Source organism: Rahnella sp. PAMC25617 (assembly GCF_050606005.1).
GTDB classification, from domain to species: domain Bacteria; phylum Pseudomonadota; class Gammaproteobacteria; order Enterobacterales; family Enterobacteriaceae; genus Rahnella; species Rahnella variigena.
Map to the genome: position 1 here is coordinate 1 of NZ_JBOCUM010000013.1, position 22550 is coordinate 22550.

A 22550-nucleotide genomic window follows, 5' to 3' on the forward strand; every position below is an offset into this window, starting at 1 on the left:
CATGACCAGCTTTAAATCGGCGCAGTTGATTGCACAATCCAAAGATGCCGATAAAGTGATTTTTTTAATGGACAGGATTGAGCTGGGTACCCAGTCGCTGACTGAATATCGCAATTTTGCTAGCGATGGCGAAGACGTTCAAGCCACCGAAAATACTCATGTACTGATTACCACATTAAAAAGCACCGCCCCCGCCGATACTTTAATTGTTAGCTCCATTCAAAAAATGAGTAATATTTTTGAAGAAGTTGATGATGAGGGGGCCGCAACAAATTCTGCAGACATAGAAAAAATCCGAGCTAAGCGCTTGGTATTTATTATTGATGAAGCGCACCGTTCGACGATGAGTGGTGGTAAAGAAAATAAACTAGGTATGTTAGTAAGCATTAAAAAAACATTCCCTAAGGCACTATTTTTTGGGTTTACCGGCACGCCGATTCATGATGAAAATAAAATCAATAGCAATACTACTGCTGATGTTTTTGGTAACGAGCTGCATCGCTATAGCATAGCGGATGGTATACGTGATGGTAACGTTTTGGGCTTTGATCCTTATAAAGTGCCTACCTTTAAAGATAGTGATTTAAGGAAAGAAGTTGCATTAGAACAAGCCAAGGCTGGGTCGGTTGCTGATGCGATGGCGGATCCAGCTAAAAAGAAAAAGTTTAATCACTACATAAACGATGTACCTATGGCTGGTTATAAAGATGCCACAGGAAAATATCACAAAGGTATTGAAGACTATGTACCTAAAAGCCAATATTCAACTGTCACCCACCAGGAAAACGTCGTCAGTGACATCTTAGATAAATGGGATGTTCTCAGCCAAGGCAATAAGTTTCACGCCATTTTAGCCACGAATAGTATCGCTGAAGCCATTGACTATTACCGGCTTTTAAAAGCGGCTAAACCTGAGCTGAAAATCACAGCCTTATTTGATCCTAATATTGATAACGACGACAGTGGTGACCGTGGCCCCACTTTTAAAGGGGATGGCTTAGACGAAATTATGGCCGACTACAACGCGCGTTACGGTCAGGATTATGATTTTGCGCACCATGCAGGTTTTAAAAAAGATGTAGCCAAGCGGCTTGCCCATAAAAAGCCTTACGAGCGTATTCATACCGAGCCTTCGAAGCAATTGGATTTACTGATTGTTGTAGATCAAATGCTCACTGGTTTTGACTCGAAATGGCTTAATACCTTGTATTTAGATAAGGTAATTAAGTATCAGAATATTATTCAAGCCTTCTCTCGCACCAATCGCTTATTTGGCCCCGACAAACCCCACGGCATCATTCGTTATTATCGCTATCCACATACCATGGAGCAGCACATTAATGCCGCGGTAAAACTTTACTCCGGCGATAAGCCTATCGGCTTGTTTGTTGATAAGTTAGAAAGCAATTTAAAAGCCATGAATGAATCAGTGGCTGACATTACCGAGCTATTTGTTAGCGCCGGTATTGAGAACTTTGAAAAACTGCCAGACGATATAGAAACCTGTGCCCAATTTGCCAAGTTGTTTAACACCTTTAGCCAGCATCAGGAAGCGGCTAAAGTACAAGGTTTGCACTGGGAACAGTCGGTCTATTCTTTTACTGAAAATGATGTAGAACATGAGATAACGCTGACCATAGACGAACAAACTTACCTGAGCCTTGCCCTCCGCTATAAAGAGTTGGTAGGCAAAGGTGATCACGACGGTGCTGGTGGCGGCGATGTGCCTTTTGATATCAGTGGTTATTTAACTGAAATAGATACCGGCAAAATCGATGCCGACTATATGAACAGCCGCTTTGATAAATTTTTAAAAGAGTTGAACAAACATCAAGACCCAGAGAGTATTGAATCCACATTAAATGAGCTGCACAAGTCGTTTGCAACGCTCACCCAAATTGAGCAAAAGTACGCCAAACTCTTCTTGCACGACTTGCAGCGCGGCGATGCGCAACTACTTGAAGGCTATACTTTTAGAGACTACATCAACACCTACAAAGATAACGCTGAAAATGCCCAATTAAACACAGTTGTTAATGCTCTTGGTTTAGATAAAGGACTACTCATCGCATTAATGGCTGATAGTGTTAATGATAAGAATCTCAACGAGTTTGGTCGCTTCGACGCATTAAAAGATTCGGTAGATAAGGCAAAAGCTAAGATCTATTTTGAAAAACAAGACGGCGTAACCATACCTCCATTTAAGTTGAATATACGCATTGATCAATTTTTAAAGCAGTTTATTTTTGCACAAACGGATGATTTCTTGAGTGATAGTGATGTTGTTGGTGAAGTGATGTAATGTAATGGACGTGCTTCCCTCAGCGTAAGTCCTGACACGCTTATGCTGAGTGTTCTTTATTAGAGGTACTGCATCATGACCTCGATAAAAGTCGTTGCCTTCCGTCAGCTTATATTGCTTATCCGTTGGTTTGGCTGTTCTGACTTTGATATCTGTTAGAGCCATGCTTATCCCCTCCCTGTTGGTACAAGCATTATCGAACCGGAAATACCATCATCTGTACCAACATGTGTGGGTAGATGTACGTTGAAGTCGGTTGACCTTGAGAGAGTTAATATAGCGAGAAAGGCAGGTAAATGATGGATTTTAGGCATAAAAAAAGACCTCAGTTGAGGTCTATTTACATACTAATGGTGCCGAAGGCCGGACTCGAACCGGCACACCTTGCGGCGGTTGATTTTGAATCAACTGCGTCTACCGATTTCGCCACTTCGGCACTGAAAGTAGTATGCGGAAAACGTGGGCATTATACCCAGCCCAGCGGGTCACGCAATAGTTATCCCGTGTTGTTCGGTTTAAGTGTTGAAAAAACAGTCATACACCGCAACGCAGTGAGGATTTACTGACAAAAATCTTCGTTTTGCCCGCGTTTTTCCGGTGCCGTTTTTCAAACTTCGCATTAGTATACAAATCACGAATAGATCTTGCCCTGTTGATGGATACCAGCTTGTTGAAAAAACTCTCACTTTCGCTCCTCGCGCTGGCCTTCGCCAGTACGCCTTTATGGAGCCACGCGCAGACTACTGCGCGTCTGGCGTCGCAGGTCGTGGATGACCATGCAGAACACATCTTTTACGGCAGTGGCGCAATGGGAATGGCGCTGGTGGTCGTTGATAATAATCAGCAGGTTTTCCGCAGCTTCGGGGAAACAAAACCGGGCTCCGATTTACGTCCGCGTGAAGACTCCGTGGTGCGTATCGCCTCGCTGACTAAGCTCATTACCAGCGAAGTGCTGGTGAAAATGGCGCAGCAGGGAAAAGTCAGCATTAATGACCCGCTGCGTAAATATGCTCCGGCCGGTGCGCGCGTGCCGGCTTACAGCGGCACAAATCCGATTACGCTGCTGAATCTGGCTACGCACACCAGTGGCCTGCCGCGTGAGCAGCCGGGCGGTGCGGCGCATCGTGCCGTCTTTACCTGGCCGACGAAAAGCGATCGCTGGACCTGGCTGAGCGTCGCAAAACTCACTGTGCCACCGGGCGCCCGCGCGTCTTACTCCAATCTGGCGTTTGACCTGCTTTCCGATGCGCTGTCAAAAGCCGCTAATCAGCCTTATACACAACTGCTGCGCGATCAAATCACTAAGCCGCTGGGCATGATCGATACCACGCTGACGCCAAACGCCAGCCAGTGTTCGCGCCTGATGGAAGGCCTGCGTCCGAGTCCCTGCATCAATACGATTGCAGCAGCGGGCAGTGGCGGTCTTTATTCAACGCCTGCCGATATGGGCCGCTGGATGCGTCAGTTCCTCGGACAACGCACCACAACCGCCGATATGGCGCAGAAGATGTATTACAAACGATCAGATCTGGTGTCGCTCAAAGGGATGGATGTGCCGGGCATGGCGGACTCGCTGGGAATGGGCTGGGTAACCATGGCGCCAACGCCGTTGCTGCCGCGCATCATTCAGAAAACCGGCGGTGGCGGCGGCTTTATCACGTATGTCGCGATGGTGCCGCAGCGCGGTGTTGGCGTGTTCGTGGTGGTTACCCGCAGCGAACTGACCAAGTTTAAGAACATGAGTGATGGCGTGAACGATCTGGTCGCCGATCTGGTGCGTAATAACGAGATCTGACGCTCCGGCAGACAATCTTCAGACGTAAAAAAAGCAGGCTTATGAAGCCTGCTTTTTGTTTATCTGCACTGCGGAGTTATCGTTTTTTCAGCAGTAAGAACATGCTGATGACGAAGAACAGTCCGCTTGGTAACAGTGCGCCCAGTATCGGCGGAATGTTGTAAACCAGGCTTAACGGGCCGAAGATCTGGTCAAGTACGTAGAACAGGAAACCGAAGCAAATCCCGGTCACCACACGCACGCCCATCGGCACGCTGCGCAGAGGTCCGAAGATGAACGACAGCGCCATCAGCATCATCACCGCAACAGACAGTGGTGAGAAGATTTTGCTCCACATATTCAGCTGATAACGTTTTGCTTCCTGCCCGCTCTGCTTGAGATATTTCACATAGTTGTGCAGGCCGCTGATCGACAATGCATCAGGGTCGAGCGCCACCACGCCCAGCTTGTCCGGCGTCAGGTTAGTTTTCCAGACACCGGTCAGGGTCTGAGAACCGGTGATCTGCAGGTTGTCCGTCAGGTCAGATTCATCTACCTGAGAGAGTTTCCACTCACCGCCGTCAAACGTTGCCGAAGAGGCATAACGGACTGACTGCAATTTGTTCTGATCATTGAAATGATAGATGTTGACGCCTGTCAGCTCTTTCTCACCTGCCACACGTTCAATATAGATAAAGTCGTGCCCGTCTTTCGCCCACAAACCGTTTTGCGTGGAAAGTAATGAACCGCCGTACATCTGCTGCGCACGGTAGTTACGGGCCATTTGTTCGCCCTGCGGCGCAACCCATTCACCAATCGCCATGGTCAGTAGCACCAGCGGGATCGCCGTTTTCATTACGGAAGCAGCAATCTGCATACGGGTGAAACCGGAGGCTTGCATAACCACCAGTTCACTGCGTGTTGCCAGTGTACCGAGGCCAAGCAATGCGCCCAGCAGCGCCGCCATCGGGAAGAAAATCTCGATATCTTTTGGCACGCTAAGCAAGGTGTATAACCCGGCACCGGCGGCAGAATATCCGCCCTGCCCGACTTTACGCAGCTGATCGACAAATTTGATGATGCCGGAGAGTGACACCAGCATGAACAACGTCATCATGATGGTGTTGAAAATAGTGCGACCAATGTAACGGTCTAATACGCCAAACATCAGGCAACTCCTCTCAGACGCGCCCGGATCTTGCGAACCGGCAAGGTATCCCACGCATTAAGCACCAATGCCAGTGCAAAGTAGAGCAGGTTCGTTCCCCACATCCAGAGGAACGGATCCAGCTTGCCTTTCGCGCCGTTAGAGCGCAGCGAGGTTTGCAGCAGGAAGAAAATCAGATACAGCAGGATAGCCGGCAGCATGCTGAGAACGCGGCCCTGACGCGGGTTAACCACGCTGAGCGGAACCACCAGCAACGCCATAATAAACACGGATACGATCAGCGTTAAACGCCAGTTCAGCTCTGCGCTGGCTTCCGGTTCGTTAGAGTTCCAGAGTTGCGTCATGGACATCTGATCAGACTGATTCGGGTCAAGCTGCACGGTCTGATGGCCGATAACCGCCAGATAATCGGTGAAGTCCGTGACACGGAAATCACGCAACAATGCGGTGCCTTCATAACGCGTGCCTTTGTCCAGCATCACTTGTTGTGAGCCGTCAGCACGCTGCAGCATGTGCCCTTTATCTGCCACAACGACAGAAGGACGCTGATTGCCGTTCGGACGTAGCTGAGCCAGGAACACGTTATGGAATTCTTTGCCTTTCACGCTGCCGACGAACAGAACCGCATTGCCGTTTTGTGCCTGCTGGAACTGGCCTTCGACCATCGCGGCCATGCTTGGGTTGGCTTTCGCCTCCGCCAGCACTTCGTCCTGATGTTTGGACGACCACGGACTCAACCAGATAGCGTTCGCGCCAGCAAAGATTGACGTAAATAGCGCCAGAACCATTGCAGCGATGACCAGTGAGCGTTTTCCGAGACCACAGGCATGCATGACCGTGATTTCACTGTCGGTATAAAGTTTACCGAGCGTCATCAGCAGGCCAAGGAACAGGCTGAGCGGCAGAATAAGCTGCGCCATTTCCGGAACGCCAAGGCCCAGAAGAGAGAGGACTAAATTTGTTGGGATATCGCCATCAACCGCTGCTCCGAGCACTCTTACCAGCTTCTGACAGAAGAAGATAAGAAGCAAAATGAACAGAATGGCAAATTGGCTCTTGAAGGTTTCCCTAACCAGATATCTAATGATGATCACGCTTAATACGCCTGTGAAAACTTGTCTTTTTGAAGGAAAATCGCTAGTTTCATCGCTAATCCGTCATTTATTCTCATCATATGGCAACCTTCGCAGCTAAAATAGTATTACAACACCGAGAATTGGGGTGTCCTATAGGAACTTGCTTATAGCCGCCAAAATAAAAACTAACGCCGTTTAGGTTAACACAGGTCGTTAACACAATGACGGGAGAGTGTCTCCGGCGACTCATTCTAGCCGTACCTCCCGCCCTTGTCTTTAAGATTCAGGAGAGTGCATGGAGTTCAGCGTAAAAAGCGGTAGCCCGGAAAAACAACGCAGTGCCTGTATTGTAGTCGGCGTTTTCGAACCGCGCCGCCTGTCACCGATTGCCGAACAACTCGATAAAATCAGTGATGGCTACATCAGCGCCCTGCTCCGCCGTGGCGAACTTGAAGGCAAAGTGGGCCAGACCCTCTTGCTGCATCATGTACCGAATATTCTTTCAGAACGCATTTTGCTGATTGGTTGCGGCAAAGAGCGCGAGCTGGATGAGCGCCAGTACAAACAGGTGATCCAGAAAACTATCAACACCCTCAACGACACCGGTTCGATGGAAGCCGTTTGCTTCCTCACCGAGCTGCACGTGAAAGGACGTAATACTTACTGGAAAGTACGTCAGGCCGTCGAAACCTCGAAAGAATCGCTTTATACCTTCGATCAGCTGAAAAGCAATAAAACCGAACCGCGCCGTCCGCTGCGTAAAATGGTCTTCAACGTGCCAACCCGCCGTGAACTGACCAGCGGTGAGCGCGCCATTCAGCACGGTCTGGCGGTTTCAGCCGGTATCAAAGCGGCGAAAGATCTCGGCAATATGCCACCGAACATCTGTAACGCCGCTTATCTGGCGTCACAGGCCCGTCAGCTGGCAGATGCGTTCAGCACCAACATCACTACCCGCGTAATCGGCGAGCAGCAGATGAAAGAGCTGGGGATGAATGCGTATCTGGCGGTAGGTCAGGGTTCTAAGAACGAATCACTGATGTCGGTGATGGAATATAAAGGAAATCCTAATCCGGACGCTAAGCCTATCGTGCTCGTCGGTAAAGGTCTGACCTTCGATTCCGGCGGTATTTCCATTAAGCCAGCGGCTGATATGGATGAAATGAAGTACGACATGTGTGGTGCTGCGGCCGTTTACGGTGCGATGCGTGTGGTGGCTGAACTGAATCTGCCGCTGAACGTGATTGGCGTGCTGGCAGGCTGTGAAAACATGCCTGGCGGTCAGGCGTTCCGTCCGGGCGATATCCTGACTACCATGTCAGGCCAGACGGTGGAAGTGCTCAATACCGACGCCGAAGGCCGTCTGGTACTGTGCGATGCGCTGACCTACGTTGAACGTTTCGATCCTGAGCTGGTGATTGACGTTGCCACGCTGACCGGCGCCTGCGTGATTGCCCTTGGCCATCACATCACCGGTTTGCTGTCGAATCACAATCCGCTGGCGCACGAACTGATCGGCGCGTCCGAACAGGCGGGCGACCGCGCATGGCGTCTGCCGCTGGCTGATGAATATCAGGACCAGCTGGATTCGAATTTTGCGGATATGGCGAACATCGGTGGCCGTCCGGGTGGTGCTATCACCGCCGGTTGCTTCCTGTCGCGCTTTACCCGTAAATACAGCTGGGCACATCTGGATATCGCCGGTACCGCATGGCGTTCAGGTAAAAATAAAGGGGCGACCGGTCGTCCGGTTGCGCTGCTGTCACAGTTCCTGCTGAACCGCGCAGGGCTTGATGGCGATGAGTGATTCCCCGGCTAAATAAGTTATAATCTTCGGTATCAGGGTCTGGTTCGCCAGGCCTCTTACAGGCGGGCGCACCAGTTGCGCCCCTGTTTTTTTCTCAGCAGCACAGTGAACTCATCATGAAACAGGCAACCTTCTTTCTTCTCGATGCGCCCGACGCCAGTGGCGAGCTTAGCTCACACGAAGCGCTGGCCTGTCTGGTCGCCGCTGAACGTTACCGGATGGGCAAACGTGTTCTGCTGGCCTGTGAAGATCAGAAACAGGCCGAGCGTCTGGATGAAGCGCTCTGGCAGCGCGATCCCAGCCACTTTGTCCCGCACAATCTGGCCGGAGAAGGCCCGCGCTTTGGTGCGCCGGTCGAGTTATGCTGGCCGGGCAAACGCGGCAATGCGCCGCGCGACCTGCTGATCAGCCTGATGCCCGAATTTGCAGATTTTGCTACTGCTTTCCATGAAGTGGTAGACTTCGTTCCTTACGAAGATTCCCTTAAACAGCTTGCGCGCGAACGCTACAAAGCCTATCGCAGCGTGGGTTTCTCTTTGACGACGGCCACGCCGCCCTCAGTCACCACATCGACCGACGAAAATACGAAGCGAAATGGATAAGACATATAACCCGCAAGACATCGAGCAGCCGCTTTACGAGCACTGGGAACAACAGGGCTATTTCAAGCCGCATGGTGATACCAGTAAAGAAAGCTTTGCCATCATGATCCCGCCGCCGAACGTTACCGGCAGCTTGCACATGGGTCATGCTTTCCAGCAAACCATCATGGACGCCATGATCCGCTATCAGCGCATGCAGGGTAAAAATACGCTGTGGCAGGCGGGTACCGACCATGCGGGTATCGCAACGCAGATGGTGGTTGAGCGTAAAATCGCGGCTGAAGAAGGCAAAACCCGTCACGACTATGGCCGTGAAGCGTTCATCGACAAAATCTGGGACTGGAAAGCAGAATCCGGCGGCACGATCACCCGTCAGATGCGCCGTCTGGGCGATTCCGTGGACTGGGAGCGCGAGCGCTTCACCATGGATGAAGGCTTGTCCAACGCCGTGCGCGAAGTGTTTGTACGTCTGTACAAAGAAGATCTGATTTACCGCGGCAAACGCCTGGTGAACTGGGATCCGAAACTGCGTACCGCTATCTCTGATCTGGAAGTCGAAAACCGCGAATCCAAAGGTTCCATGTGGCACCTGCGTTATCCGCTGGCTGACGGCGCGAAAACCGCTGAAGGCAAAGATTATCTGGTAGTCGCCACTACCCGTCCGGAAACCGTGCTCGGTGATACCGGCGTGGCGGTTAACCCGGAAGACCCGCGTTATAAAGATCTGATCGGCAAAGAAATCATTCTGCCGCTGGTGGGACGTCGTATTCCGATTGTTGGCGATGAACACGCCGACATGGAAAAAGGCACCGGCTGCGTGAAGATCACCCCTGCGCATGACTTTAACGACTATGAAGTCGGTAAACGTCACGGCCTGCCGATGATCAACATCCTGACTTTCGATGGCGATATCCGCCAGACCGCTGAAGTATTTGATACTAATGGCGAAGAAAGCGATGCATGTGCCAACGATATTCCTGAGCAGTTCCGTGGCCTGGAGCGCTTTGCTGCGCGTAAAGCCGTGGTCGCTGCGTTTGACGAAGCCGGCCTGCTGGAAGAAATCAAACCTCACGATCTGACCGTACCTTACGGCGACCGTGGCGGCGTGGTGATTGAGCCAATGCTGACTGACCAGTGGTACGTGCGTACTGCGCCGCTGGCAAAAGTGGCGGTAGAAGCCGTTGAGCAAGGTGAAATCCAGTTCGTGCCTAAACAGTACGAAAACATGTATTTCAGCTGGATGCGCGACATTCAGGACTGGTGTATTTCCCGTCAGCTGTGGTGGGGACACCGCATTCCTGCGTGGTATGACGCCGAAGGCAACGTGTTTGTTGGCCGTGACGAAGCGGAAGTGCGCAGCGAAAACAATCTGGGCGCAGACGTTGTGCTGACTCAGGATGAAGACGTGCTCGACACCTGGTTCTCTTCCGGTCTGTGGACATTCTCCACGCTGGGCTGGCCGGAACAAACGCCTGACCTGAAAGCATTCCACCCTTCAAGCGTGGTCGTCAGCGGCTTCGATATCATCTTCTTCTGGATCGCGCGCATGATCATGATGACCATGCACTTTGTGAAAGACGAAAACGGCAAGCCACAGGTTCCGTTTAACACCGTCTACATGACCGGTCTTATCCGCGACGACGAAGGGCAGAAAATGTCCAAGTCCAAAGGCAACGTTATCGATCCACTGGATATGATCGACGGTATCTCGCTGGAAGACCTGCTGGAAAAACGTACCGGCAACATGATGCAGCCGCAGCTGGCAGAGAAAATCCGCAAGCGCACCGAGAAGCAATTCCCGAACGGCATCGAACCACACGGCACCGATGCCCTGCGCTTCACGCTGGCCGCGCTGGCGTCTACCGGTCGTGACATCAACTGGGACATGAAGCGCCTTGAAGGCTACCGCAACTTCTGTAACAAGCTGTGGAACGCCAGCCGCTTCGTGCTGATGAACACGGAAGATCAGGATTGTGGCCTGAACGGCGGCGAACTTGAGCTGTCACTGGCTGACCGCTGGATCCTCGCGGAATATAACCGCACGGTGAAATCGTACCGTGAAGCGATGGATAACTACCGCTTCGATCTGGCTGCCAGCATTCTGTATGAATTCACCTGGAACCAGTTCTGCGACTGGTATCTGGAGCTGACCAAGCCGGTCATGAACGGTGGCAACGAAGCGCAACTGCGCGGCACCCGCCATACGCTGGTAGAAGTGCTGGAAGGTCTGCTGCGTCTTGCGCATCCGATCATCCCGTTCATCACCGAAACCATCTGGCAGCGTGTCAAATCACTGAAAGGCATCACGGCAGAAACGATTATGCTGCAACCTTTCCCTGAGTTTGATGCAGCGAAAGCGGACGAACTGGCGCTGGCCGATCTCGAGTGGATCAAGCAGGCGATCATCGCTATCCGTAACGTGCGTGCCGAGATGAACCTGTCTCCGGCCAAGCCGCTGGAACTGCTGTTACGTGGCGCAAGTGCCGATGCACAGCGTCGTGTGGAACAGAACCTGAGCTTCATTAAGTCTCTGGCGCGTCTGGAATCCATCACCATTCTGCCTGCTGGCGACAAAGGCCCGGTGTCTGTCACCAAGCTGGTGGAAGGCGCAGAGCTGCTGATCCCAATGGCCGGTCTGATTGATAAAGATGCCGAGCTGGCGCGTCTGGACAAAGAGATGGCGAAACTGGATGGTGAGATTGCGTCCATCGAAGGCAAGCTGTCTAACGAAGGTTTTGTGGCACGTGCGCCTGAAGCCGTAGTCGCCAAAGAGCGCGAACGTCTTGCTGCCTGCGGTGATGCAAAAGTGAAACTGGCAGAACAGAAAGCCACGATCGCGGCGCTGTAATCTCAGTCTGATATAAGCGTTAAACCTTATATACACAAATGCCAGTCAGGGAAACCTGACTGGCATTTTTTATTCCTGACACAAACTGATTAACGCAGAGCGTTATTCTGAAATTCTTGCAAAAATATATCGGACATCTTTCTCACCAGTGTCGAGAAAAACTGGTTATTCAGTGCGGCTTTATTATAAATCATGTAGACAGGTTGAGAGGGCAATGTGACATCAATCGACAACTTCTGAATATCAAAAGAGTCTTTCATTTTCTGATAGAAACGCTCCGTGATAAAACCCACCATGTCGGATGATTCAACCATCGAAATAATAGAGAGCAGTGAAGGGCTGATAAATCGGCACTTTCTGTCAAGTTGCAGAAGAGCATTCACATCCAACCGGTTAGACAAAAGACTGGCGCTCTCGGAATCCACGAAAATATGGCTCTCTTCTGCGGCCTGCTCCCGTGTCAGACTACCGGTCAGCCGCGGATGAAATTTCCGGCAAATCATCACCGGTACTTCACTGGCAATATGCTGGCTTACACGCGAGTGGCTGATATGAGGATGTGCATCGAAAATGATGTCAGCCTTACGGAAAATAAGCGCATCTTCCGTTTCAGCAATAGAATTACCGCTGGTGCTGTGCACTATCTCACAGTCGGGTGCAATTTCATCCAGCACCTTGCGCATTACGTTAATCGTAAACATAGAGATATACGGCGAGCAGTGAACCACAAGCCGGGTCGGCAGAGAATCAAATGAGATATTCTGCAGCTTGGCGATCATGTTGTCATAAGCTTCAGCCAGCCCTTCATGTATACCAATCGCGACGGTGGTCGGTGCCAGTGCCTTTCCGTCCCTGATAAACAACGCATCATTATAATGAATACGTAAACGCCCCAGTGCCTGGCTGACAGCTGAAGGGGTGATGCCCAGTGCATCTGCAGCTTTAGTCCCGCTGCGATGAATAAAAACCGCCTCGAAGGTGGTTAATAGATTGAGATCAAAATTCTTCACCATCTTAAAACGATCGGTGAGCGTGTTTTCTTTCATGCTGTCCAGTCCTCTGATCTCTGGTGAAATGCGTGAGTTCGCATCCTCACCATCTATCATAGTCAAGATACTCAATTTTGGTCTCCTTACCTGTACTTAAATTTCTTATAATTTGATGAGTAAAAGATGGGGATTCATTATTAATAGTCTCTTAAGAATAAAACTAATAACAACAAACAAATGGATATATCCGGTATTAAATACACTTTACTGAACTATACCTTTAACTAACTTAAATTTAAATCCGCCGTATTTTTTAAAAAATAAAAATATCATATAAATCCACCATGATTCATACAGATATATCCATTTTTAAGTTTACTGAATAGTACATTCAGCGAATGCCATGGTGATTCATACGACAACTAGGAATAATGCGCTCCAACGATAAGGGGTACCGGCTTATAAAATCTCTTTATCATCCACCACCCGCTCTTATGAAGGGCGTGTTTGTTAAAATAAAGGAATAGTAATGAAAATGACTTCGTTTTTTAAAATGAGTGTACTGGCTGCCGGTATGGTTGCAGCAATGGGCGCAAACGCTGGTGATACTGGTACTTTGAATGTTACTGGTACTCTTATTGCAACTTCATGCACAGTTGATGCAAGCAGCACCACTGACGTGCCATTTGATACCCTGTCCGCTGAAAGCTTTGCAGACGTTGGCGCAATTTCAGAGAAAAAAGACATCGTCCTGAACCTGACTGAATGCCCTATTTCTCAGACTGGCGTAATGTTTACTGCGAACGGTGCATCTGATGCAACTAACAACCAGTTGCTGGCACTGGCTTCCGATTCAACGGCAAGCGGCCTGGGTATTGCGATTTACAACAAAGGCGGCGAACTGATCCCAATGCATTCTGCTTCTGCAGCTGCACCGATCAATGCTGAAACCGGCGTTGCAACCATTAATCTGGAAGCAGCAGCAATGTCTACCTCTACAGACGTTACCGGTGGTGCATTCAACGCAACAACTACTTTTGTTCTGTCTTACAACTAATATTTCCCGATTTATTAGCTTGCTGAAAATTAAACACCAAGTTAATAGAATTTGGTTAAAAGGATTAAACCGATCATGAATATGAAAAAATTAAGTGCTGCTGTAGTTGTTATGTTGGGTCTGGGTGTTTCAGCTGCTCAGGCAGATGATGGTTCCCTGAACTTCACCGGTGAAGTGAGCGCAAGCTCTTGTTCAGTTGCTGCAACCAGCACTGTCGTGCCAGTGAATTTTGATAGCTACGCTGCATCATCATTAAATACTTTGGCTGCTGGTAGTACTTCAGCAGGCTTGCAGCAACCATTCAGCATCACGCTGGCTGGCTGCCCGGAAGGTTTGTCTGTTGCTAAAATTAAGCTTGATGGCAAAACTTCTGGCATTACCCCAAGTGTATTTGTTGGTAACTCAACTGCACGTTACGTGGGTATTGTGATTTCCGATGCTGCAACCAACACTGTGATTACACCAAAAGAATTCGGTGGTGATCAAGCTATCGTTCCTGGTGCAACAAATACCCTGAACTACCTGGTTGGTTTAACTAAAACCACCACTGAAAGTGCTGCTGTTGCAGGTACTATTGATGTGCCAGTAACTTTCACTATGTCTTACGAGTAATACCCTCTGTAATACGTGTGTTTTTTAATAAAATGGCTGAGGTACCCCTCAGCCATTTCATCTAACTCCCTCAAAATTACAGTGAGATCATTACCTTCAACTATTAAGGTTAATTATGTCATTTTATAAAAAGTCAATTTTATCTTTATTGCTGATCGCATTATCTGCACCTTCATTTGCTGGTTTTTCTGTCGGTGCTACCCGCGTTATTTATAACGGCAATATGAAAGAGGCTTCACTCTCTGTTAAAAATACCGAAGACTCGAATGTTTATCTTATTCGCTCCTGGGTAAGTTCTGACAAAGCAGGTGAGAAGGTACCTTTTATTATCACTCCGCCTCTGTTCCGCATCGAACCAGGTCAGGATAATGCCGTGCGTATTACCCAAACTTCGTCGTCATTAGCGCAGGACAAAGAGTCTGTTTACTGGATCAACACGCTGGCTATTCCTCCTGCATCTAAAGAAAAGAATTCCCTTCAGTTCTCTATCAATACCCGCATCAAACTGATCTATCGCCCGACGGCATTGAACAATAAAGACGCGATTGCCAAAGCGTATCAGCAACTGACCTTCACACGCTCAGGCAGCGCAATCACTGCCAGTAACCCGACGCCTTATTACGTCAACATGACTAAAATCAGCATCAATGGCAAAGAGTTAAAAGAAGGTTATATGGTGCCACCAAAATCCTCGCTAAAAATTGACAATACTCCGATGGGAAACAGCATCGTCTGGCAGGCTATTAATGACTTCGGCGGATTAACAGAAAAAGCCAAAGCATCAATTTAATTAAGTTGAAAAATTAAAATCGGGAATGTCTGTTTATTATGGAAAATAACAATATTAAAAATCGTCAGGACAAAGACAACACCAGAATAAAAGGTGATAAAAGAAAGAGCAGCGCATTTAACGGTAACGCTGCTGCCCGCTCTTTTTTATTAAAACCCTTATCCTTTTTCATATTGTTATCTCTTCCCGGGTTGGCTTTTTCTGCAGAAACGTTTAACGCGGAAATGCTTAAGGCTGTCGGTGATGGCGGCGATATGGAAAACGTCAATCTGGATTATTTCGCTGAAAAGGGCGGGCAGATGCCCGGCACTTATCAGGTGGATATCTACCTGAATAACCAGCAGGTTGACTCACGCAACGTCGAGTTCGTCAGCCTGCCGGATGCGCCGGGTAAACTCTATGGCGCGATTACGCCGGCCGAGATGGCAGAGTACGGCGTCAAGCTGGACGTATTCCCTGATTTGAAAGCCGTTGCACCTGATGCACAGCTGACCAAACCACTGAGTGCCTATGTGCCGCAGGCCACTGAAAATCTGGATTTAAACCGTAAGCGCTATGACATTACCGTACCGCAAATCGGTGTAAATATGCGCCCGCGCAACTCGGTTGACCCGAAGCGCTGGGATAACGGTATCGCCGCCTTTATGCTCAATTACAGCTATTCCGGCTCTACCACGCAGCGCGACGACAGCGGTCAGTCAAAGAGTAACTTCGTTAACCTGCGCAGCGGCGCCAACCTCGGCGCGTGGCGTCTGCGTAACTACTCGACCTACAGCAATCAGCAAAGCGAAGGTTCGCACGGGGGAGACGACACTAACACCAGTAAGTTTGAGTCGATTAATACCTACGTGCAGCGTGACGTGCGTTTCCTGCAGGGCGGGCAACTGACGCTGGGTGAATATTCCACGCCAGCCGACGTGTTTGACAGCGTCCAGTTTACCGGTGCGCAACTGGCCTCCGACGACCAGATGCTGCCGGACTCCATGAGTCAGTTTGCACCGACGGTGCGCGGCATTGCCAAGTCTAATGCGCAGGTCACTATCAAACAGAATGGCTATGTGATCTACCAGTCCAACGTTTCGCCGGGGCCTTTCGCCATCACGGATCTCTATCCGTCCGGTAACGGCGGCGATATGGAAGTGACGGTGACGGAATCTGACGGCTCTACCACCAAATTCAACATTGCCACCAGTTCCGTGCCGATTTTACAACGTGAAGGCCGCTTCAAATACAACCTGGCGCTGGGTAAATACCGCTCAGGTAATGACGATACCGAGACGCCGAACTTTATTCAGGTTTCTAATATTTACGGTCTGACGGCGCGCACCACTGTTTACGGTGGCGTGCAGTATGCCGAAAACTATCGTGCGGCGAACGTCGGCGTTGGTTTTGACTTAGGTTCCGTGGGTGCCGTGTCATTTGATGCCACCCAGGCCACCAGCGAGTTTGATGATGCGCTGGGCACCAAAAAAGGTCAGTCCTACCGGGCGATGTATGCCAAGAACTTCGAGGCAACGGACACTAACCTGCAAATCGCCGGTTACCGTTACTCCACCGAAGGCTACTACGCCTTCAGTGACGTGCAGGATTACCAGAAAGACACCGATAACGATTTCGACAACTACAACCGCTCGCACAACCAGCGCAGCAAAATGCAGTTATCCGTCAACCAGTCAATCGGCGACTACGGGTCGATTTATGTCAGCGGCAGCCAGCAGGATTACTGGGGCGGCGACGGTAAAGAGAAGCTGTTACAGCTCGGTTACAACACCAGCATTTACGGCATCTCCTACGGCTTTAACTACAACTACTCGAAAAACCCGGGCATGACCGAGGCGGATCAGGTGTTTGCCTTCAACATGTCGGTGCCGCTCGATAAGTTCATGGGGCCATCCGGCACCTGGGCAACCTACAACATGAGCACCAAACGTCATGGTTCCACCGTTCAGCAGGCCGGTATCAGCGGCACCTTGCTGGATGATAAAAACCTGAGTTATTCCGCACAGCAGGGATATGAAAATCAGGGCAGCGGCGCGTCCGGTAATGCCAGCATGGATTACAAAGGCGGCTCCGGCGAAGGCAGCCTCGGTTACAGCTATGACCAGGATACCCGCCAGTGGAGCTACGGCCTTCAGGGCGGCGTACTGATCCACGAAAACGGCATCACGCTGTCACAGCCGCTGGGTGACACCATTGCGCTGGTGAAAGCGCCGGGAGCCGATGATGTTGATGTCGAAAACAACAGCGGCGTGCACACCGACTGGCGTGGCTATGCGGTCGTGCCTTATGCCCAGCCATACCGTAAAAACAGCGTGACGCTGGAAACCGAAAGCTTTGCTGACGACGTGGATATGGACATGAACACCCAGACGGTGATCCCAACCCGCGGCGCGGTAGTGCGTGCAGACTTCAAAACCCGCGTCGGTCAGCGTGCTTTGGTGCAGATGTTGTTCATGGGTAAACCGGTGCCATTTGGTGCCACCGTCAGCCTGCTGGACAACGACAGCACCGTCACCGGCATTGTCAGTGACAACGGCGAAGTGTACCTGACCGGCCTGCCGGAAACCGGCAACATCATGGCGAAATGGGGCAACGGCAGCAACGAGCAGTGTAAAGGTGCTTACACGCTGGCCGGCAGCAATGCCAGTGACCCGTCTGCGCTGATTAAACAAATTACGGCGCAATGCCACTAAGGCATGAGGAAGTAACATGAAGAATTTTATCGCTATTTTGAAGAAAAGTGTCTCTGCAAAAAACAGTCTGCGATCGTTGCTGGCCGTGCTGCTATTGACCTGCGGCGTGCATAATGCCATGGCACTGGGCCGTTGCGACTATCCTTCCACATTTGGGAAAGTGACCGTGGATCGCCAGATTACGGCCATACAAAGCCAGCCAGTAGGCACCATACTCGGAAGTTACACCTATAACCAGCAGGTTGTACTGGCCAACAACTGTGCCGGTGAATACAATAAAGCCAATATTGCAAATACCTCTGCTTATTTACCCTTATCAGATAGCATGACGTATGAAAGCGGGATCGAGGGGGTCGGAATACGAGTCGCAATAGATGGTTTGTCCGTTTTCCGAGGATTTATTTACAATACCGTTGAAGGGGATGGTACCTCGCCAATTTATCTTACTAACGTAAAAGTTGATTTCGTTAAAACGGGCAATATCGTTCCCGGCAACGCGATATCGGGTAACCTGGTTTATGTTCGCATGAAGGACAGTACAGGCGAAAGAAATGTCTTTGACGTGAACATTGGCACCGTCGTGGTTAAGCAGGCATCCTGCGAAATCACGGGCAACAGTGCGATCCCTGTACCGATGGGGATTGCGAAGAAAGAAGATTTTACGGGCAAAAATTCCACGCTCAAGCCGGTGAATGTACAGATCCCTTTGCAATGTTACGCTGACACCACGGTGAATATCAGTTTCGATGCGGCCTCGACACTGGGCAATGGCATTATTGATCTGACTAAAGGCGGGGCTGAAGGCGTAGGCATCCAGCTTAAGATGAATGATAAAGTAGTCGTTTTCGATCAGAAAACCTTTGTCACCAAGACCACGCAAGAGGGGGCATTCAATATTCCACTGACCGCCGCCTATATACAAACCGCCGATACCATCAAAACGGGTATTGCTAACGCCGTAGCGAACTTTACCGTCACCTACGAGTAAGCGTTAACGTCTGACGGGTTCTATTGCCAGAGTCCGTCAGACACTTTTACTGATAAATCCTATTCTCTCTCAGCCTTCCTGATATGTTCTATTCGCGACGTCATAGCAGGGTGCGTACTCAGCCAGTCAGGGAGATATTCATTCGCTTTTTCATTCTGCGCCTCTGCGGACAAACGACGGTAAATCTCAGCCATTTTTTCCAGCGAGCGCCCTTCCCGCTTCATTTCCACAATCGCCCAGTCATCCGCCTCACGCTCCATCCCGCGCGAAAACTGCAATTCATTCGCCAGTGATGCAGTCTGCAATAACGTATCCCCGATACCGCTGACATCACCGGTCATCCACAACAACGTCAGTGATACCAGCGAAGAACGCACCAGAATGCGCATCGGATGCCGGTAAGCGTGATGACCCATTTCGTGCAGCATAACACCCGCCAGGGCATCATCTCCGGGGCTCAATGTCACCAGTTTGTCGCTGAGGATCAGCGTGCCGTCCGCCAGCATAAACGCGTTGGCGACGTCCGGAATATTCATCAGTTTCAGTCTGACCGGGGTACGGTCATGGCGTAATGAAGGTGGCGTCACCTGTTGAAAGAGCTGCTGAAGGGCTTTCTGCTTTTCTTCAGGCAACGTCGAATCCTGGAAATCACTGGCTCTCAAAAGTGTCAGCGTGTGATGCCCGAGATTTTGTTCAATCGTCGTCGGTATTCGCTGCGCAATGACATTGCTTACCCACGGCAGCACGCCCCAGATATAAAAGGCCACCAGCACGCAGGTCGCTGCCAGTGTGAGAAGCACACCGCGTTTATGGCTTTCCATGCGGTATATCCAGCCCGGCCTGCGATGCTGCCGCAGCCAGCGCCGGAACGCACTGTCATCGGCAGGCACAAAACGGCTTCCGTCGGGAAAAGTCAGAAACAGGGGAATGGAACCCAGCGCGTCAGAAACCTCGATATCGCGCAGAGAAAAAACCTGAATTGCAGGTGGCGCATCAAGAGTCAGACGCTGATCGTCGTCCAAAAAAAGGCGGGCAGCCTCACGTGCTGCCCGTCCCGCAGGCTGATAAAAGCCTTCGATGATCATGTTTTACATACCGATGCCGAGGTCAAACGCCTGCGCGACTTCTTCTGCTAGCGCTGTATTGGCCGCGTCATGATGAGCGTTGATGTCAGGTAAGGACAGATCACCTACCACCGCAGTGCGCTCCGCCATATATCGCGCCGCACGAACATGCGCCACCGGCGTTGCCAGACCCAGCGAGAAGACCACAATCAGCGCATTGGTGAAAAGCAGTCCCAGATAAGAGGCCGTTTTCATGGATGAACGCAGTTTTACGCGCTCACCGATTTGCGTCTGATTTAAGACATAATTGCGCACAGCGACCACCTGATAGCTGGCCACGACCAATGCACCGACGATAAGCACGACGAAAGCCATGAGGAAGCTGAACAAGTTACTTAACAGCATTGCACCGGCCATATCATCAGACATCGCCCCCATCGCAACCATCTGGTACATCGTGGTGAAGAACGAGCCCATCAGCCAGAACGCCACAATCAGGAAAGGCAGGAATAATACGATGGCTAATAAGCTGTACTTAATAAAGGTCGACTTTTTCAGCTCTGCGCGGAAAGCAGTATTTCCGAAAAAGTGATTATTGATGTACAAGTCATGCGTCATCGCGCTGATAATACCCTGAACCGCCGCAACGCCCGGAACCAATGCCACGACAACTATTACGACGCTTATTAATATGGCGCTAATACTGGCCATCTGAACTGCAATCAACACCACGGCAGTAATCGGAATATACAACGCCAGCATTAATAAAATCGGGCACAGATACATTGTCCAGTAAGCACGCCCCACTTTGCAGTGATAGTTGAAACGCACACCGCGGAAGCTGGTCATGATCGCGTTATAGCGCCAGCTGCGGATAACCACCCACGGCAGTAACGCCAGAAAAGCCAGCGCAATCAACAATGCTAACTGAGGGAGTATCGCCGCCAGAATATAGAAAACAATAATGCCGCCGATCACCAGCAGACGCCCTTTCAATATTTGAATGGGCTTTGCGTGATAGTCAAAACGATCTCCGTTAATTTCGGTATTACCTAAAAAATAACGGCGACGACGAACGGTCGCCCAGGCAGAATAAATCCCCAGAGTAATGATGGTTAATAATGCATTAACCAGCCATATTGCGAAATATTCCCCGCCCTTGCCATGAAAACGCACCTGATGCAGGTTATCGTTGTAGTGATTATTATCTGACATTTATATCTTTCGTCCTGAAAGGAATGAGAAACACCCTCCTTAAAAAAAGAAGGTTGCGTAGCACGATATATAACGCCGAAGATTTAATCACGCCCCTGACCTTGCAGGCAACGAATTATTGCCTCTGCCAATGAAAAAAATTCTCATTTGAGATAAGTAAAATCAGCGGGACACGCCTGCGGCGTTGCATCGGCACGCCCTAAGATGGTATTAAAACGGTCTGTTTGATTATTCATTGTGGGAACTAAGTGAGCAACATGACGACCACCTTTCCTGTCAGCGTGCTGGTGCGCCCGATCCGTCCCGAAGATAATGCCGCCATCGCTAACGTAATCCGCCACGTATCAGCCGAATTTGGCCTGACTGCCGATAAAGGCTATACCGTCGCTGATCCGAATTTAGATCATCTGTATGAAAGCTACAGCCAGCCGCGTTGTGCTTACTGGGTGGTGGAACTGGATGGTGTGGTCGCCGGTGGCGGCGGTGTTGCTCCGCTCTCAGGCGCAGAACACGATTTGTGTGAATTACAGAAGATGTATTTCATGCCTTCCCTGCGCGGTCAGGGGCTGGCGAAACGTCTGGCGCTTCAGGCCATTGAACATGCGCGCTCACAGGGTTTTGCCCGCTGCTATCTGGAAACCACCGCCAGTCTTACACAGGCTATCGCGCTGTATGAGCGTCTGGGTTTTCAACACATTGACGGCGCAATGGGCAATACCGGCCATGTCGACTGTGAAGTGACGATGTTAAAACATCTCTGACACCGTTTCTTTCTTTATCAGCTCTTTGCAAACAGGCATCACATGTTCACACACAAAGCCATTTCAGCGTTAAACGAACTGGAACTGACGGTCTATAACTACATCGTCAAAAATGGCGATAAGGTCATGTACATGACCATACGTGAACTGGCTGATGCGGCGGGCGTCTCAACGACAACCGTTCTGCGCTTTTGCAAGAAAATGGATTGCGACGGTTACTCTGAGTTTCGTATCCGTTTTAAACTGTTTTTAGAACATGAAGAAAAGCCGCCTGTTTCATTTGGAATTAGCGAGATCATCAGCTATTTCAAAAGTATTAATAACAGCGAGTTCGATGAGTTATTAGATGAGGCGGCAAAACAAATAGCGAATGCCCAGCGTATTATATTTGTTGGCGTGGGAACATCCGGTTCACTGGGAAAATACAGCGCACGCTTTTTCTCGAATGTCGGGAAATTCAGCACTTTTATTGACGACCCTTATTTTCCGATCAACAGCGATATGTATAAAGATGCTATCGCCATTATTCTCTCTGTCTCCGGTGAAACGGAAGAAGTCCTGCGTTTTGCCACGCAGTTCAGCCAGCATAACTGCAAGATCATCAGCCTGACTAACAGCGAAACCTCAACGCTGGCGCGGATGGCAGACCTCAACATTTCCTACCACATGCCGCAAATCGTGCTCGAAGGGCAATATAATATTACTACTCAGATCCCCGTACTTTATATTATTGAAACCATCGGAAAGAAATTACCTTTAATAAAACGTGACTCAGCGCAATGAAAAAACAGGGTGTTTTTAAGA

At 50.0% G+C, this 22550-nt stretch carries 17 protein-coding genes, 1 tRNA gene and 1 pseudogene; 12 read left to right on the forward strand and 7 right to left on the reverse strand.

The window, feature by feature from the left end; translation table 11 throughout:
• On the forward strand, positions 1-2302 hold a 2302-nt coding region (locus ACM615_RS16185; RefSeq protein ID WP_431012181.1), incomplete at its 5' end, for a type I restriction endonuclease subunit R, EcoR124 family.
• A gap of 84 nt (positions 2303-2386) precedes the next feature.
• On the opposite strand, the pseudogene ACM615_RS16190 reads toward ACM615_RS16185, so the two are convergent.
• Positions 2387-2467, reverse strand: a pseudogene (locus ACM615_RS16190) (Arm DNA-binding domain-containing protein); the annotation flags it as partial.
• Positions 2468-2653: 186 nt separating this feature from the next.
• Positions 2654-2738, reverse strand: a tRNA-Leu gene (locus ACM615_RS16195).
• A 219-nt stretch (positions 2739-2957) separates the two neighbouring features.
• On the opposite strand from ACM615_RS16195, the gene ampH reads away from it, so the two are divergent.
• Positions 2958-4097, forward strand: a complete 1140-nt coding sequence (ampH, locus tag ACM615_RS16200) for a D-alanyl-D-alanine-carboxypeptidase/endopeptidase AmpH (RefSeq protein ID WP_112289449.1) — start codon at positions 2958-2960, stop codon at positions 4095-4097.
• Between the two features lie 76 nt (positions 4098-4173).
• On the opposite strand, the gene lptG is transcribed toward ampH, so the two are convergent.
• Positions 4174-5244, reverse strand: a complete 1071-nt coding sequence (gene lptG, locus ACM615_RS16205) for an LPS export ABC transporter permease LptG (protein ID WP_112289448.1) — start codon at positions 5242-5244, stop codon at positions 4174-4176.
• The gene (lptF, locus tag ACM615_RS16210; RefSeq protein ID WP_112289447.1) at positions 5244-6338 is read right to left on the reverse strand and encodes an LPS export ABC transporter permease LptF; all 1095 of its coding nucleotides are present in this window, start codon (positions 6336-6338) and stop codon (positions 5244-5246) included. Before lptF ends, lptG begins: the two co-directional genes overlap by 1 nt.
• Before the next feature lie 277 nt (positions 6339-6615).
• Between lptF and pepA the strand changes: the two genes are divergently transcribed.
• From pepA to ACM615_RS16225, 3 genes are all read left to right on the forward strand, one after another.
• Entirely contained in the window at positions 6616-8127 is a 1512-nt protein-coding gene (gene pepA, locus ACM615_RS16215; protein WP_112289446.1) for a leucyl aminopeptidase, read from the forward strand.
• Positions 8128-8243: 116 nt separating this feature from the next.
• The gene (locus ACM615_RS16220) at positions 8244-8729 is read left to right on the forward strand and encodes a DNA polymerase III subunit chi (RefSeq protein ID WP_112289445.1); all 486 of its coding nucleotides are present in this window, start codon (positions 8244-8246) and stop codon (positions 8727-8729) included.
• Positions 8722-11577, forward strand: a complete 2856-nt coding sequence (locus tag ACM615_RS16225; protein ID WP_431012182.1) for a valine--tRNA ligase — start codon at positions 8722-8724, stop codon at positions 11575-11577. Before ACM615_RS16220 ends, ACM615_RS16225 begins: the two co-directional genes overlap by 8 nt.
• An 89-nt stretch (positions 11578-11666) precedes the next feature.
• On the opposite strand, the gene ACM615_RS16230 is transcribed toward ACM615_RS16225, so the two are convergent.
• Positions 11667-12698: a LysR family transcriptional regulator gene (locus ACM615_RS16230; RefSeq protein WP_431012183.1), complete on the reverse strand. Its 1032-nt coding sequence runs from the start codon at positions 12696-12698 to the stop codon at positions 11667-11669.
• Positions 12699-13095: 397 nt separating this feature from the next.
• Here ACM615_RS16230 and ACM615_RS16235 point away from each other — a divergent pair, with 397 nt between their 5' ends.
• From ACM615_RS16235 to ACM615_RS16255, 5 genes are all read left to right on the forward strand, one after another.
• Positions 13096-13623 carry a fimbrial protein gene (locus ACM615_RS16235; RefSeq protein WP_431012184.1) on the forward strand — a complete coding sequence of 176 codons (528 nt, stop codon included), beginning with the start codon at positions 13096-13098 and terminating at the stop codon, positions 13621-13623.
• A gap of 75 nt (positions 13624-13698) precedes the next feature.
• Entirely contained in the window at positions 13699-14235 is a 537-nt protein-coding gene (locus ACM615_RS16240; protein ID WP_431012185.1) for a fimbrial protein, read from the forward strand.
• Positions 14236-14350: 115 nt separating this feature from the next.
• Positions 14351-15025 (forward strand): fimbrial biogenesis chaperone, encoded by a 675-nt coding sequence (locus tag ACM615_RS16245; protein WP_129638115.1) that lies wholly within the window; start codon positions 14351-14353, stop codon positions 15023-15025.
• 38 nt (positions 15026-15063) lie between these two features.
• On the forward strand, positions 15064-17718 hold the full coding sequence (locus ACM615_RS16250) for a fimbria/pilus outer membrane usher protein (RefSeq protein WP_431012186.1): 2655 nt from the start codon (positions 15064-15066) through the stop codon (positions 17716-17718).
• A 16-nt stretch (positions 17719-17734) separates the two neighbouring features.
• Positions 17735-18706, forward strand: a complete 972-nt coding sequence (locus ACM615_RS16255) for a fimbrial protein (RefSeq protein WP_431012187.1) — start codon at positions 17735-17737, stop codon at positions 18704-18706.
• Between the two features lie 59 nt (positions 18707-18765).
• On the opposite strand, the gene ACM615_RS16260 is transcribed toward ACM615_RS16255, so the two are convergent.
• On the reverse strand, positions 18766-19791 hold the full coding sequence (locus ACM615_RS16260; protein WP_431012188.1) for a M48 family metallopeptidase: 1026 nt from the start codon (positions 19789-19791) through the stop codon (positions 18766-18768).
• Between the two features lie 3 nt (positions 19792-19794).
• Entirely contained in the window at positions 19795-20985 is a 1191-nt protein-coding gene (locus ACM615_RS16265) for a YjgN family protein (RefSeq protein WP_431012189.1), read from the reverse strand.
• A gap of 257 nt (positions 20986-21242) precedes the next feature.
• On the opposite strand from ACM615_RS16265, the gene ACM615_RS16270 reads away from it, so the two are divergent.
• The gene (locus ACM615_RS16270; RefSeq protein WP_120162208.1) at positions 21243-21746 is read left to right on the forward strand and encodes a GNAT family N-acetyltransferase; all 504 of its coding nucleotides are present in this window, start codon (positions 21243-21245) and stop codon (positions 21744-21746) included.
• Positions 21747-21788: 42 nt separating this feature from the next.
• Complete coding sequence (locus tag ACM615_RS16275) at positions 21789-22529, forward strand: MurR/RpiR family transcriptional regulator (protein ID WP_112289436.1); 741 nt, start codon at positions 21789-21791, stop codon at positions 22527-22529.
• Positions 22530-22550: the final 21 nt, after the last annotated feature.